This window comes from Ruegeria sp. AB7 (assembly GCF_056542625.1).
This window is the reverse complement of the sequence record NZ_JBQGAC010000001.1, coordinates 361,037-374,761: the sequence shown is the minus strand read 5'-3', so window position 1 is coordinate 374,761 and position 13,725 is coordinate 361,037. Positions and strand designations below refer to the sequence as shown.

Here is a 13,725-nt window from a genome sequence, read left to right as displayed (position 1 = left end):
CCTTTGCATTTTTGCAAAACTGATTTGAAATATTGCCTCTGTTCAGGTGATTTTCGCAAGTCTATTCTTCGCGCAACTTAATCCGGAGGAGTTTGCAATGCAGAACCTGACCCATTTCATCAACGGCGAAAATGTCGCTGGCACATCTGGCCGCTTTGACAATGTATTCAACCCAGCAACGGGTGAAGTGCAGTACCAGTGCCCGATGGCCAGTGTCGCCGAGACCACCGCTGCGATCGAAGACGCTGCAGCAGCTCAGGTCGCTTGGGGCGCAACCAACCCGCAGAAGCGCGCGCGCGTTATGATGGCGATGGTTGGTTTGATGAACCGCAACATGGACAAGCTGGCCGAGGCTCTCAGCCGCGAGCACGGTAAAACCATCCCGGACGCCAAGGGTGATCTGCAGCGTGGTCTGGAAGTGATAGAATACTGCATCGGCGCGCCCCAGATGCTGAAAGGTGAGTTCACCGACAGCGCGGGCCCGGGCATCGATATGTATTCAATGCGTCAGCCGCTGGGCGTGGTCGCTTCGATCATGCCATTCAACTTCCCCGCAATGATGCCACTGTGGCACGTTGGCCCGGCACTGGCCTGTGGCAACGCAGTTGTTCTAAAGCCGTCCGAGCGCGACCCCTCTGTTCCATTGATGCTGGCAGAGCTGTTTGTCGAAGCTGGTCTGCCCAAGGGCGTGTTCCAAGTCGTAAACGGTGACAAAGAGGCCGTGGACACCCTGCTGGACAGCGAAATCATTCAGGGCGTGTCGTTCGTGGGTTCAACCCCGATTGCGCAATACATCTATGCTCGTGCAACCGCCAACGGCAAACGGGCGCAGTGTTTCGGTGGTGCCAAGAACCACATGATCGTTATGCCCGACGCCGATCTGGATCAGGCTGCTGATGCGCTGGTCGGTGCAGGTTTCGGCGCGGCTGGCGAACGCTGCATGGCAATCTCGGTGGCCGTGCCTGTGGGCGAAGAAACCGCAGACGCACTGATCGAAAAGCTGATCCCTCGCGTGGAGAAGCTGAAAGTTGGCCCCTACACAGCGGGCGACGACGTAGACATGGGTCCGGTTGTTACTGCTGCCGCGAAAGAGCGTATCCTTGGCCTGATCAACTCGGGCGTTGAGCAGGGTGCGAAGCTGGTTGTCGACAACCGCGATTTCAGCTTGCAGGGTTATGAGGACGGCTTCTTTGTCGGCCCGCACCTGTTCGACAACGTCACACCCGAGATGGACATCTACAAGCAAGAGATCTTTGGCCCGGTCCTGTCGACCGTACGCGCGGGTTCTTATGAAGAGGCGTTGAAACTGGCGATGGATCATGAATACGGCAACGGCACTGCGATCTTCACCCGCGACGGTGATACGGCGCGCGACTTTGCCAGCCGTGTGAACATCGGCATGGTCGGCATCAACGTTCCGATCCCGGTTCCGCTGGCCTACCACACTTTTGGCGGCTGGAAGAAATCGATGTTCGGCGACCTGAACCAGCACGGTCCGGACAGCTTCAAGTTCTACACCCGCACCAAAACAGTGACATCGCGCTGGCCGTCGGGCATCAAGGAAGGTGGCGAGTTCAACTTCAAAGCGATGGACTGATCATTCAGCTTACAAATCAGGAAACCCGGCCCTACATGGGTCGGGTTTTTTCGTGCCTGCGCCAGTTGCTGCCTGATCGCCTACCTCACAAGAAATTCAGAGGTCGCCCTCTGGAAAAAGCAGGCATTCACTAATATTTTATCGGTAATTCAACTATCCGAGCAGCTCATAACTCCCTGGAGGCAACCTTGTCCCAAAATCGTTTTACCCGTCGTCACGCCCTTTTGGGCGCTGCATCGCTGATTGCGGCCCCTGCTATCGTGCGTGCTCAAAGCACTGATGCTTTCCCACAGACCGAGGAAGCAATCAGCACGCAGCTTCCAGTACGTCGTAACGTTTCATCGTTCTCGCAGCAGAATTGGCAGGATCACTTTGACGAGTTGGGCGTCGGCGCATTGTTGGCCGATATCACCAGTCGGGCTGTTCATTACTGGGGGCCGGATGGAACCTACAAGCTGTACCCCAGTTCTGTCCCGATGAGCGAAGAGCTGACCAAGCGCGGCTATACCAAAGTCACACGCAAGGCGGAGAACCCAAGCTGGACACCAACCCCATCAATGCGCGAGCGCGATCCCTCGTTGCCAATTCGCATGGAGGGTGGTGAACCTGGAAACCCATTGGGAACTCGCGCTATGTATCTTGGCTGGCCTGCCTACCTGGTTCACGGCACCTATGATACCCGCAAGATTGGACGTCAGAGCTCGTCCGGCTGTATTGGTCTCTATAACCAGCACGTTGAAGAGCTGTATCCGCTGGTAAAGGTCGGTACTCAGGTACGTTTGGTCTAAACGGCGAGTTTCTACACGAAACACAAAAAAGCCCCGTCCATCAGGAACGGGGCTTTTGTTTTCGTGAAGGTGGTAGATTTATTCGGGAATGATCACTTCGTCGACAACGTGAATGACGCCGTTGCTGGCTTCGATGTCGGCCTGCACAACTTTGGCACCATTAACTTTCACGCCATTTTTTGCGTTCACGCTTAGTCGGTCGCCTTGCACGGTCAAAACCTTCGCGCGCTTTCCTGCAATGTCGCCGGACATCACTTTGGCTGGCACGACATGGTAGGTCAGGATCGACACCAACTGGTCCTTGTTTTCTGGCAGAAGTAGGGTTTCAACAGTGCCTTCAGGCAGAGCTGCAAAAGCTTCATCCGTGGGTGCAAAGACGGTGAAGGGCCCATCGCCTTTCAGCGTATCAACCAGGCCCGCGGCCTGAACAGCAGCAACCAGGGTGTTGAAAGACCCGGCAGCAACTGCGGTATCTACGATATCAGCGGCCTGTGCCTTGACGGGCAGTGCAAGTGCAAATGCGGCGGCAGCGCCCATGAATGTGCGGCGGAACATGGCTGTTAACTCCTCTCCAGCTTGTTATGGAAAGGGTTACGGGCCTGGGTTCGAACCGGATCACACAGAAATCAATTTTCTTTGAGCTGAACCCAGATGCTCTGCGCACGGCCCTCTTCTAGAAACGGCAGCGCTGCGACGGCGTCGGGGCGATCCTGCTGCAGGTAATATCCGGGCCAAAGCATTGAATAGAAACCGGATTGCAGCAAGGCGTGCAACATGTACTGCTCACCCCATCCTGGGCAGTCATAGAAGAACCGTTTTGGATATTCATAAGGCAGAAAAACATCGTGGACATGAATGACAACGCCGGGTTTCAGCGCCGGAATGATCCGACAGAATAGATGGGCGACATCGTTGCTCATCCGAACCACATGGCTTGAATCGATGAACAGAACATCCCCAGCCTCAAGCTGATCGAACAGCGCGGGATCTACTTCTTCCAGTCGCTTCTGCTCAAACTGATCGACGACATGGGCGATATCTGCGCGCGGGTACGGATCAATTGCCGTGATCGTCGTATCCAAACCACCATCTATGATCGCCTGCCGCGTCACGCGGGTAGAGTTCCCGCAGCCGACCTCGATCACGCGCTTGGGCTGAAAGCGGCGGATCATCAAGTAAAGCGCATCCGCATCCGGGCTATCGTAATATCCGTTGCCGGTGTAATAACCGGTTTGGTTTCGCGCCGGGTCCTTCAAAGCTGCAAGCGCATCGGCATGGCGCGTATACTCTTCGACAAGTTGCGCGATATCGAATCCGTCCATCCCCGGTGACAGGGCATAGGCAGGCCTGTTCAATCCCCCTGCCCGTTCGAACGCTTCGAGCCGCGCCCGTTCATCCTGTTCTGTAACCTTGTCGATCAGCTTAACGCCCAACTCATCCAGGGCGGCATTGATCTGCGGAAATTTTCTGGGTTTCACGAGGACAGCTCCACATTGCGTTGCGCCCGCTCTTTACCTGTGCACGCAGGACCTCTGCAAGAACCGACAGGCCAAACCCTTGGCAAAACGCTAATTTCCGTATTCACTAACGTGAATTGACCAACGAGGACCGCCATGCAGCAGGAATTTACGATCGGCATTGAAGAGGAATACCTGCTGGTCGATCAAGACAGTCTGCAGCTCGCCGAGGCGCCCGCAGCATTGATGGAAGCTTGTCAGGCAGATTTCGAAGGCCAGGTCAGCCCGGAATTTCTGCAGTGCCAGATCGAAGTCGGGACCCGCCCACATGCTACGATCAGATCGGCGCGCGAAGATCTAAAGCGCCTGCGTTCTTGTGTATCAAAACGTGCGTCCGAGTATAATCTGGCTCCGATCGCGGTCTCTTGCCATCCGTTTGCGAACTGGAAAGATCAACACCATACACGGAAAGAACGCTATGACGCCCTGCAGCATGCTTTGGGCGGCGTGGCGCGGCGGATGCTGATCTGCGGAATGCACGTGCATGTGGGCGTCGAAGATCAAGCCTTGCGCGCCGACCTGGTACCCCAGCTTTCTTACTTTCTGCCCCATCTGCTGGCGTTGTCGACCTCGTCTCCTTATTGGAACGGCGAAGATACCGGGCTTTCCTCCTATAGGCTCACCGTGTTCGACAATCTGCCCCGGACCGGTCTGCCCCCGGTGTTCAGCAGTTGGGGCGAATACGAACGCACCACCGGCGTGCTGGTCGAACTCGGCGTGATCGAGGACACCTCTAAAATCTGGTGGGACCTACGTCCATCTCACCGGTTCCCCACCCTAGAAACACGCATCATGGACGTACAGCCAAGGCTTGAACATACGCTTTCGCTTGCAGCGCTAGTGCAGGCGCTGACCCGGATGCTGTGCCGCCTGAAAGACCGCAATCTTCGTTGGCGGCAATATGATAAGTTTCTGATCGGCGAAAACCGTTGGCGCGCGCAGCGCTACGGTGTGGGCGAAGGTCTGATCGATTTCGGTGATCGCTCAATCAAGCCGATGGCTGAACTGATCGGAGAGCTGATGGGCATGTTGGCCGAAGACACCGAGGCATTGGGCACCATGACCGAACTCGCCCGACTTCGGCAGATCGCAGAAAATGGCACCTCCGCCACCCGCCAACGCCGTGTTTACGCTGAAGCTTTAGCGCGCGGGGATGATCCGGGCATGGCGGTGGTCAAGCACCTGATCGAGGAATTTCACGCCGACCTATAAAGTCAAACCGCCGCCAAAATCTCCTTGATCCGGTCCGCTACGGGTTCATACAAATCGCGATCCGTCCAGTATCCGTTATGCGAAAGCGGGTTCCACGACGTAAAGATTTTGCCCGCATTGATCGGCTTATCCTTCAAGGCCCCACTTTGAGCGAGCTGTTCATAGCTTGGCGCGCTTTTGCCCAATGGAAAACCCAAGACATCATGCTTGTCATAGTAGTTTCGCCACCAGGTCGAAAACTGCAACGCAGGCGGCAGCGCGCGGTTCGGGGCCATGATCGGAAAAATCTCATTCTCGGGATATGCGAACAGAAAAATCGGAATATTGCACCCAAACGTCACGAGGCCAGCAACGGTTTTCATGTTTTCAACATCTGTCGGGTGAACCGGTGAACCACCCTGGCGCAGATGTCTTTGCATGTCATAAATATAGTTCGACATTATGTGCCCACCCAGCGAATGCGCCAGGATCAGTACAGGCCCCTGTGGTCCGACCTGGTATTTGACGACCCCCATCACATTCTCGATTTTCTTGTGGATCGCCTCATAGATCTTATCGCCATCATCCGGAGTTGGTCGGTAAGAAGCAGCATCCGACAGATTGCACACTACAAACTCGCGCAGCTTGTCGTATCCTAGGCTGCGGTTGACCTTACGCAGATATGCCTTTTGCCGCCCTTGCAGGATCTGTGCCCAGACCACCTCGTGCCAGATCACATCATCCATATCCGCGCCGACCCGGTTCGAAACGCGTCGTTTCAGCCCTTTGGAAAACGTTGGGGTCGTGGATGGGGGCTGGTTCTGAGGATTGTACTGGCTGCCCATGCCGTGAATCGCGATAACAGCAAGCTTGTGTGACGACATAAGAATACTCCGTAATGATCAAGAAAGCAGAATTCCCGCAGTATACCTCACCGTCCAGAAATCCCCTAAATCGCCGGGTTTGCCGTCATTGAAAAATTTCTGTAAGGATTGAAGAATAAAACGCTCGTTCAATTCTATAGCCATCAGGAAGCACACGTCATGGATTTCGCGCTGACCGAAGAACAAACGGCCATTTTCGACATGGCCTACGCCTTTGGCCAAGACCACGTCGCCCCCTTCGCGCGTCAGTGGGAAGCAGACGGAACCATCCCCAAAGAGCTTTGGCCCAAAATCGGCGAACTAGGATTTGGTGGACTTTATGTCTCGGAAGAGGCTGGTGGTTCGGGTTTGACGCGATTGGATGCGACACTGGTGTTCGAAGCGCTATCGATGGCCTGCCCCTCGGTCGCGGCATTCCTGTCGATTCACAACATGTGCGCCAAAATGCTGGACAGCTTTGGCAGTGACGATCTGAAGTACCGCATTATGCCAAGTATCCTCAGCCTCGAAACCGTCCTCAGCTACTGCCTGACGGAACCCGGATCGGGATCGGACGCTGCGGCGCTGAAAACGCGCGCTGAACGGACCAATGAAGGCTTCACGCTCAACGGCACAAAAGCGTTCATTTCCGGCGGCGGCTATTCGGATGCCTATGTCTGCATGGTGCGCACGGGTGAAGACGGCCCTAAAGGAATCTCTACCGTCTATGTCGAAGACGGTACGCCGGGCCTGAGTTTCGGTGGTCTGGAACAAAAAATGGGTTGGAAAAGCCAGCCAACCGCGCAAGTTCAGTTTGACGATTGCAAAATTCCATCCGGCAATCTGGTCGGGGCTGAAGGCGACGGTTTCAAATACGCGATGATGGGGCTGGACGGTGGCCGCCTGAACATCGCCTCCTGCTCGCTGGGGGCAGCTCAGAACGGTCTGGACATGACGTTGCAGTATATGTCCGAGCGCAAGGCCTTTGGACAATCGATCGATCAGTTTCAGGCGCTGCAGTTCCGACTGGCAGATATGGAGATTGAGCTACAGGCGGCGCGCACCTTCCTGCGTCAGGCAGCGTGGAAACTTGATCAAGGCGCACCGGACGCCACAAAATTCTGCGCGATGGCCAAGAAGTTCGTAACCGAAACCGGATCGAAAGTCGTGGATCAGTGTCTGCAATTGCACGGTGGATACGGCTATCTGGCTGATTATGGCATCGAGAAACTGGTGCGGGATCTACGCGTGCACCAAATACTGGAAGGCACGAACGAGATCATGCGCGTGATCGTCGCGCGCCAGATGCTCTCCAATCGCTGAGGTCTTTGATGTCCGATATCGACATTCGCACCACAGGCCGTGCCGGGCGCATCACACTGACACGACCACACGCCCTGAACGCCCTTAGCTATGAGATGTGCATGGCCATCGATACCGCTCTGCGCAACTGGCGTGAGGATGATCAAGTCGATCTGATCATACTCGATGCCGAAGGCGACAAAGCCTTTTGCGCTGGCGGAGATATTGCCGAGCTTTATGCAACCGGCACCAAGGCGGACTATGCTTATGGCCAAACGTTTTGGCGCGACGAATACCGCCTGAATGCCTTGATTTTTGAGTACTCAAAACCAGTGATCAGCTTCCTGCAAGGTTTCACCATGGGTGGCGGGGTTGGCATCGGGTGCCATGGCAGCCATCGAGTGGTTGGAGAAAGCTCAAAGATCGCGATGCCGGAATGCTCAATCGGGCTGGTTCCTGATGTGGGCGGATCGCTGATGTTGGCGCTGGCGCCGGGGCGATTGGGCGAGTATCTGGGCACCACCGGCCACCGCATGGGGCCCGGAGATGCGATCTATGCCGGGTTTGCCGACCATTTCATTCCCCAAGAGCATTGGGCGGGGCTGATAGACCAGTTGGAAGCCTCTGGACGGGCGGAACTGGTGGATGAGCATGCAGTGCCCGCACCGGATAGCCCCTTGGCTGAAATGCAGGGCGAGATCGACCGGCTATTTAGCGGAGAAAGTCTTGGCGATATCCTGAACAGCTTGCGCAACGATGACACAGAATTTTCGACAAAAATTCTCGGCACCCTGCAGCGAAACTCTCCTATCTCCATGGCTTGTGCTGTCGAGATGTTGCATCGGCTGCGCGGAACCGGCCTGACATTGCAAAAAGCGCTGGATCTGGAGTACCGGTTTACTTATCGCGCGATGAAGCATGGCGATTTTCTGGAAGGCATTCGCGCCCAGATCATCGACAAGGATCGCAACCCGAAATGGCAGTTTGCTGATTTGGATGTGCCTGCAGTCGCGGTGTCCAAGATGCTGCAACCGCTCGGTGCGGATGCTTTAAGCTTTTCAGAGGAGTAAGGGATGAAAATCGCATTCATAGGGCTTGGCAACATGGGCGGCCCGATGGCGGCCAATCTGGCGCGCGCGGGCCATGACGTCATCGGCTTTGATCAAGTTGATGTCGCCATCGAAGGCGTTTCCATGGCGTCCTCTGGCGCCGCTGCAGCTGCGGAAGCCGACGCCGTCATCACCATGCTTCCCAACGGGCAGATTCTGCGAACTGTGGCCAATGAAGTCGTCCCGGCAATGCAAGACGGTGCGGTTGTGATTGACTGCTCTACGGTCGATGTCGACAGCGCCCGCGCGGTGGCGCAGCAAGCTGCTCAGGCTGGTCTGCTATCAGTCGATGCACCTGTATCCGGCGGGATTGGTGGGGCCGCTGCAGGCACTTTGACCTTTATGGCCGGTGGATCTGACGCAGCATTTGCCAAGGCGGCTCCGTTATTTGAAATCATGGGGCAAAAAGCGGTTCACTGCGGTGAAGCTGGCGCGGGTCAGGCCGCCAAAATCTGCAACAACATGATCCTCGGCGTGACGATGATCGCGACCTGCGAGGCGTTTGCACTTGCCGATAAACTGGGACTGGACCGGCAAAAGATGTTCGATGTGGTCAGCACCTCGTCAGGGTACAGCTGGACAATGAACGCCTATTGCCCTGCCCCGGGCGTTGGACCCGAAAGCCCATCCGACAATAACTACACCCCTGGTTTCGCCGCCGAGCTGATGTTGAAAGACCTACGTCTCAGCCAACAGGCTGCCGAAAGTGCGGACGCTGATACGCCCATGGGACAGGTTGCGACAAAGCTATATGAACAGTTTGTCGAACAAGAAAATGGCTTGGGTCGCGATTTCAGCGCCATGTTACCGCGATTTGAGAAGCGGTCCAGAGACTGAACAACCTAAGAACGCAGCGCTCTACGAAGCAACAGAGAAGAAAATTCGCAGCATTTTCTTCTCTCGCTCTGTTCCTATTCGGCAGCTACGGCTTGCCCATCCAGCATTGGCTTCAGATAACGCCCAGTGTGGCTACGCTCACATTCAGCGACGTCTTCAGGCGTACCCTCAGCCACAATCTGACCTCCGCCATCGCCACCTTCCGGGCCAATGTCGATTATCCAGTCGGCGGTTTTTACGACATCGAGATTATGTTCGATAACAACAACAGTATTTCCTTGGTCGACCAGTTCATGCAGGACTTCCAACAGCTTACGCACGTCCTCGAAATGCAGACCCGTTGTGGGTTCGTCCAGAATATACAGCGTTCGACCCGTTGATCGCTTGCTCAGTTCTTTAGAGAGCTTTACACGCTGCGCCTCACCACCGGAGAGCGTGGTCGCCTGTTGACCAACTTTGATGTAGCCGAGCCCAACGCGAGCCAAGGCATCCATCTTGTCACGGATCGATGGCACCGCTTTAAAGAACTCCTGCGCATCTTCCACTGTCATATCAAGTACATCCGCGATGGACTTACCCTTGAATTTGATCTCAAGCGTCTCACGGTTGTATCGCGCGCCTTTACAGGTTTCGCAGGTGACATAAACATCAGGCAGAAAGTGCATCTCGATCTTGATGACGCCATCACCCTGACACGCTTCGCACCGGCCGCCTTTGACGTTAAAGCTGAACCGCCCGGGCTTGTATCCACGCGCTTTGGCTTCTGGCAACCCGGCAAACCAGTCTCGGATCGGGGTGAAAGCCCCGGTGTAAGTCGCTGGATTTGAACGTGGAGTCCGGCCAATGGGTCGCTGATCTATGTCGATCACCTTGTCCAGATGCTCTAGCCCTTTGATCGTTTCACAGGGCGCCGGTGTCTGGCGAGCGCCGTTCAACCGCATCGAGGCGGTTTTGAACAAAGTCTCAATCGTCAGCGTCGATTTTCCACCGCCAGACACACCGGTCACACAAACAAATTTTCCCAGCGGAAATTCGGCCGTAACGTTCTTGAGGTTGTTTCCCGTCGCCTTAACAACGGTCACTTTCTGCTTCTTACCCTTTCGCCGCTCAACCGGCACCGGGATCTCGCGTGTGCCCGAAAGATATTGACCGGTGATCGAGGCCGCATCGCCGGCGATATGCTCGGGCGTACCGTGGCTGACCACCTGTCCCCCATGCACTCCTGCACCGGGACCGATATCAAACACATAATCCGCCTCGCGAATGGCCTCTTCGTCATGTTCAACGACGATGACCGTGTTGCCCTGGTCACGCAAATTCTTAAGCGTTCCCAGCAGACGATCATTGTCGCGTTGGTGCAGACCAATCGATGGCTCGTCGAGCACATACAATACCCCGGTCAGGCCCGAGCCGATCTGGCTCGCCAGACGGATACGCTGACTTTCACCTCCGGACAGGGTGCCACTTGAACGAGACATCGTAAGATATTCTAATCCAACATTATTCAAAAAACCCAACCGCTCGCGAATTTCCTTGAGAATTGCGCGCGCGATCTCGTTCTTTTGTGCGCTCAAATGATTTGGGGCATCCTCGACCCAGGCCAACGCCTCGCGGATCGACATTTCAACGACCTGTCCAACGTGCAAACCCGCAATTTTGACGGCCAGCGCCTCAGCACGTAGACGGTAGCCTTCGCACGTGCCGCAGGGTCGGTTGTTTTGATAGCGTTCGAATTCTTCGCGAATCCAGGCGCTGTCAGTCTCGCGATAGCGGCGCTCCATGTTGGGAATGACGCCTTCAAAGCTTCGGGTAACCTGATAGACGCGGCCACCTTCATCATAACGGAACTGGATCTCTTCATCACCAGACCCGCGCAGAAACACTTGCTGGACTTTCTGGGCCAAGTCCTTCCAGGGAGTGTTCTTGTCAAACTCGTAATGTCGCGCGATTGCTTCGATCGTTTGCAGAAAATACGGTGATTTACCCTTCCGCCAGGGCGCAAGTGCCCCGTCATAGAGTTTCAATGTCTGGTCCGGCACGACCAGACGTTCATCAAAGAACAGTTCGACCCCAAGCCCGTCGCAATCGGGGCAAGCCCCAAAGGGCGCGTTGAATGAGAACAGGCGCGGCTCGATCTCGGGGATGGTGAACCCACTGACCGGGCAGGCAAAATTCTCACTGAATGTGATGCGTTCGGGGTCGCCCTCTTTCGGTGCGGTTTCGAGGATTGCGATCCCGTCCGCCAGATCCAGTGCGGTCCTTAGGCTGTCGGCCAGGCGAGTTTCCATGCCTTCTCGTACCACCAGACGATCGACAACGACGTCGATATCGTGGCGGAACTTCTTGTCCAGTGTCGGCGGCTCATCCAATTCATAGAACTCACCATCTACCTTGACGCGTTGAAAACCCTGCTTGCGCAGCTCAAGGAACTCTTTCCGATATTCACCCTTCCGATCACGAACGATGGGGGCCAGCAGATAGCCGCGCGTGCCCTCCTCCATCGTCATGATCCGGTCGACCATGTCCTGCACCTGCTGCGCCTCAATCGGCAATCCTGTGGCCGGGCTGTAAGGCGTACCTGCACGGGCAAAAAGCAAGCGCAGATAGTCGTAGATCTCGGTTACGGTGCCCACGGTCGAACGCGGGTTTTTTGAGGTCGTCTTCTGCTCGATCGAAATCGCGGGGCTTAGTCCGCTGATGTGATCCACATCGGGCTTCTCCATCATGTCTAGGAACTGGCGCGCATAGGCCGACAGGCTTTCGACATAGCGGCGCTGCCCTTCGGCATAGATCGTATCAAATGCCAAAGAAGACTTACCCGAGCCCGACAGGCCAGTGATCACCACCAGCTGATCCCGTGGGATGTCGACATCAATGCTCTTGAGGTTATGCTCGCGCGCACCGCGCACCTCGATATTCTTCAGCTCAGCCATTCAGGCCCCCAACAACCAACGTCACTCAGAGATAGGCGAGAGCGGCTGAGTCTCCAACCAAAAAATTAGAACAAAGTAAGAACAGGCGATTTTTCGACACTCGGCTTAAGCACTGGTTTTCTTCGCCAGAGCCCATGCGCAGATTGGAAAATCGGGATCGTTCTCCAAATTGTCTGTCTCAGGGTCATAAACAGGAGGCCATTCAAGTTCGAGATTGCGCAAAGCGGCATGCCGATTGCCCCACTGTTCAGCCCGGATGAGATCCGGGTCGAACCCACACTCAGTGAGCAGGTTTTTCAATCCGCGCGCAGACCAGCGCGAACAGTCATGCGGAGCAGCGTGAAACGGAATGAAGAACGGGACGGCCAGCCAGAAATACCCTCCGGGCCTTAGCATCTCTAGCACGTTCAGCGTGGCTTCAACCGGGCGATCCAAGTGCTCCCACACCTGATTGGCCAAAACCAGATCGACCTTTCGCACCTGCTGCTGCTTGTCCAGAACGGGTCCGGTGCAGATATCATGTTGCTTGTGCCAAATCTGTTCATAGCTGCAAAATCCAAATTGCTTACCCCACGAACCAGAAATCTCAATGACATCAAGTGTTTCCGGCTTTAGGCTACGAACCCACTGCCGGCTGCGCCGTGCCATGATAACTCGATTTAGACTGGTCACTGCTTGCCCCTGATGTTTTGCAGGCAATAAACCATAAGATCAGTAAGATGTCGGCACAAAAAAACGCCCACAAGGGCGTATGACTTTCTAAATCGAAGGAAAATGGCGCGGTTGACGGGGCTCGAACCCGCGACCCCCGGCGTGACAGGCCGGTACTCTAACCAACTGAGCTACAACCGCGCATTTAGGGTCTATGTGCGATCCGTTTGCCCGGATCAAAGGCTGGCAGCGATGGCGCGGTTGACGGGGCTCGAACCCGCGACCCCCGGCGTGACAGGCCGGTACTCTAACCAACTGAGCTACAACCGCCCACTGCCCGTTCATCTCTGAACGTTGGGGTGTATTATGGCTACACCCCGGCATCGTCAAGCGGCGTTTTCAAGTTTTTTGCTCGAACCTGATTTTTTCCGATCTATCCGACTTGGCGGGCAATGTGTGAAAACCGGATTTCGTCTGACGCGCTGCAATTTGAACGCTTTGAACTTGCGGCAAAACACAAGCCGCTGTATCAAACGCCGCTATGGGTGATTAGCTCAGTGGTAGAGCGCTTCGTTCACATCGAAGATGTCAGGAGTTCAAATCTCTTATCACCCACCATTCACTATATTATTTAAAAACATGCACTTATCGGAAAAGCGAACGCTCCTTCCATGGTACTTTTGCTACATTTTCCATGGTACATTTGAGCAGGTTGATTGACTGAAAAGGTGCAATTCCCCGCGTCATGGGGCGCTGGATTCGCTCTGCTCGCCCCCCCTCTTTCGACTCAGGTTCGCGCTTAACCGGAAACCCTCGTTCTTCCAGCCCGCGATGCTTGCGGATTTCCTCAAATTTTCCACGGTGCAGCCCGGTCGGATGCGGCAGTGCGTTCTTCGGTAGATACGTCATGTTGGCTCCGTGGTTAGTGGTTGGCCTG

At 55.4% G+C, this 13,725-nt stretch carries 12 protein-coding genes and 3 tRNA genes; 7 read left to right on the top strand and 8 right to left on the bottom strand.

Annotation, left to right across the window (positions count from 1 at the left end):
* The first annotated feature begins 97 nt into the window (after window positions 1–97).
* Window positions 98–1,597, top strand: a complete 1,500-nt coding sequence (locus ACR0EN_RS01865) for a CoA-acylating methylmalonate-semialdehyde dehydrogenase (protein ID WP_480584944.1) — start codon at window positions 98–100, stop codon at window positions 1,595–1,597.
* 188 nt (window positions 1,598–1,785) lie between these two features.
* Window positions 1,786–2,385 (top strand): L,D-transpeptidase, encoded by a 600-nt coding sequence (locus ACR0EN_RS01860; RefSeq protein ID WP_170393194.1) that lies wholly within the window; start codon window positions 1,786–1,788, stop codon window positions 2,383–2,385.
* Between the two features lie 78 nt (window positions 2,386–2,463).
* On the opposite strand, the gene ACR0EN_RS01855 is transcribed toward ACR0EN_RS01860, so the two are convergent.
* The gene (locus ACR0EN_RS01855; protein ID WP_170393195.1) at window positions 2,464–2,940 is read right to left on the bottom strand and encodes a fasciclin domain-containing protein; all 477 of its coding nucleotides are present in this window, start codon (window positions 2,938–2,940) and stop codon (window positions 2,464–2,466) included.
* A gap of 71 nt (window positions 2,941–3,011) precedes the next feature.
* Window positions 3,012–3,863 carry a class I SAM-dependent methyltransferase gene (locus ACR0EN_RS01850; RefSeq protein WP_170817729.1) on the bottom strand — a complete coding sequence of 284 codons (852 nt, stop codon included), beginning with the start codon at window positions 3,861–3,863 and terminating at the stop codon, window positions 3,012–3,014.
* A 135-nt stretch (window positions 3,864–3,998) separates the two neighbouring features.
* Here ACR0EN_RS01850 and ACR0EN_RS01845 point away from each other — a divergent pair, with 135 nt between their 5' ends.
* Window positions 3,999–5,114: a carboxylate-amine ligase gene (locus tag ACR0EN_RS01845; RefSeq protein ID WP_170393197.1), complete on the top strand. Its 1,116-nt coding sequence runs from the start codon at window positions 3,999–4,001 to the stop codon at window positions 5,112–5,114.
* 2 nt (window positions 5,115–5,116) lie between these two features.
* Here ACR0EN_RS01845 and ACR0EN_RS01840 read toward each other — a convergent pair whose 3' ends face one another.
* Window positions 5,117–5,977 (bottom strand): hypothetical protein, encoded by an 861-nt coding sequence (locus ACR0EN_RS01840; protein WP_170393198.1) that lies wholly within the window; start codon window positions 5,975–5,977, stop codon window positions 5,117–5,119.
* 159 nt (window positions 5,978–6,136) lie between these two features.
* Here ACR0EN_RS01840 and ACR0EN_RS01835 point away from each other — a divergent pair, with 159 nt between their 5' ends.
* The 3 genes from ACR0EN_RS01835 to mmsB are packed head-to-tail and all read left to right on the top strand — an operon-like array spanning window position 6,137 to window position 9,204.
* A complete protein-coding gene (locus tag ACR0EN_RS01835) occupies window positions 6,137–7,279 on the top strand; it encodes an acyl-CoA dehydrogenase family protein (protein WP_170393199.1) in 1,143 nt (380 codons plus the stop codon).
* Between the two features lie 8 nt (window positions 7,280–7,287).
* The gene (locus ACR0EN_RS01830) at window positions 7,288–8,328 is read left to right on the top strand and encodes an enoyl-CoA hydratase/isomerase family protein (RefSeq protein WP_170817728.1); all 1,041 of its coding nucleotides are present in this window, start codon (window positions 7,288–7,290) and stop codon (window positions 8,326–8,328) included.
* Window positions 8,329–8,331: 3 nt separating this feature from the next.
* Complete coding sequence (gene mmsB, locus ACR0EN_RS01825; protein WP_170817727.1) at window positions 8,332–9,204, top strand: 3-hydroxyisobutyrate dehydrogenase; 873 nt, start codon at window positions 8,332–8,334, stop codon at window positions 9,202–9,204.
* A 74-nt stretch (window positions 9,205–9,278) separates the two neighbouring features.
* On the opposite strand, the gene uvrA is transcribed toward mmsB, so the two are convergent.
* The 4 genes from uvrA to ACR0EN_RS01805 form a co-directional block, all read right to left on the bottom strand.
* Window positions 9,279–12,137 (bottom strand): excinuclease ABC subunit UvrA, encoded by a 2,859-nt coding sequence (gene uvrA / locus ACR0EN_RS01820; protein ID WP_480584941.1) that lies wholly within the window; start codon window positions 12,135–12,137, stop codon window positions 9,279–9,281.
* A 105-nt stretch (window positions 12,138–12,242) separates the two neighbouring features.
* A complete protein-coding gene (locus ACR0EN_RS01815; RefSeq protein ID WP_480584937.1) occupies window positions 12,243–12,785 on the bottom strand; it encodes a methyltransferase domain-containing protein in 543 nt (180 codons plus the stop codon).
* A 127-nt stretch (window positions 12,786–12,912) separates the two neighbouring features.
* Window positions 12,913–12,989, bottom strand: a tRNA-Asp gene (locus ACR0EN_RS01810).
* 52 nt (window positions 12,990–13,041) lie between these two features.
* Window positions 13,042–13,118 (bottom strand) — tRNA-Asp (locus ACR0EN_RS01805).
* 213 nt (window positions 13,119–13,331) lie between these two features.
* On the opposite strand from ACR0EN_RS01805, the gene ACR0EN_RS01800 reads away from it, so the two are divergent.
* Window positions 13,332–13,406, top strand: a tRNA-Val gene (locus tag ACR0EN_RS01800).
* Window positions 13,407–13,433: 27 nt separating this feature from the next.
* Here ACR0EN_RS01800 and ACR0EN_RS01795 read toward each other — a convergent pair.
* The gene (locus ACR0EN_RS01795; RefSeq protein WP_170817725.1) at window positions 13,434–13,697 is read right to left on the bottom strand and encodes a hypothetical protein; all 264 of its coding nucleotides are present in this window, start codon (window positions 13,695–13,697) and stop codon (window positions 13,434–13,436) included.
* Between the last annotated feature and the right edge of the window lie 28 nt (window positions 13,698–13,725).

Excerpts from the sequence above, each read along its gene's own strand:
- ACR0EN_RS01865 (WP_480584944.1), top strand. The coding sequence starts at position 98 with ATGCAGAACCTGACCCATTTCATCAACGGCGAAAATGTCGCTGGCACA.
- uvrA (WP_480584941.1), bottom strand. The coding sequence starts at position 12,137 with ATGGCTGAGCTGAAGAATATCGAGGTGCGCGGTGCGCGCGAGCATAAC.
- ACR0EN_RS01830 (WP_170817728.1), top strand. The coding sequence starts at position 7,288 with ATGTCCGATATCGACATTCGCACCACAGGCCGTGCCGGGCGCATCACA.
- ACR0EN_RS01795 (WP_170817725.1), bottom strand. The coding sequence starts at position 13,697 with ATGACGTATCTACCGAAGAACGCACTGCCGCATCCGACCGGGCTGCAC.
- ACR0EN_RS01845 (WP_170393197.1), top strand. The coding sequence starts at position 3,999 with ATGCAGCAGGAATTTACGATCGGCATTGAAGAGGAATACCTGCTGGTC.
- ACR0EN_RS01840 (WP_170393198.1), bottom strand. The coding sequence starts at position 5,977 with ATGTCGTCACACAAGCTTGCTGTTATCGCGATTCACGGCATGGGCAGC.
- ACR0EN_RS01835 (WP_170393199.1), top strand. The coding sequence starts at position 6,137 with ATGGATTTCGCGCTGACCGAAGAACAAACGGCCATTTTCGACATGGCC.
- mmsB (WP_170817727.1), top strand. The coding sequence starts at position 8,332 with ATGAAAATCGCATTCATAGGGCTTGGCAACATGGGCGGCCCGATGGCG.
- ACR0EN_RS01855 (WP_170393195.1), bottom strand. The coding sequence starts at position 2,940 with ATGTTCCGCCGCACATTCATGGGCGCTGCCGCCGCATTTGCACTTGCA.
- ACR0EN_RS01815 (WP_480584937.1), bottom strand. The coding sequence starts at position 12,785 with ATGGCACGGCGCAGCCGGCAGTGGGTTCGTAGCCTAAAGCCGGAAACA.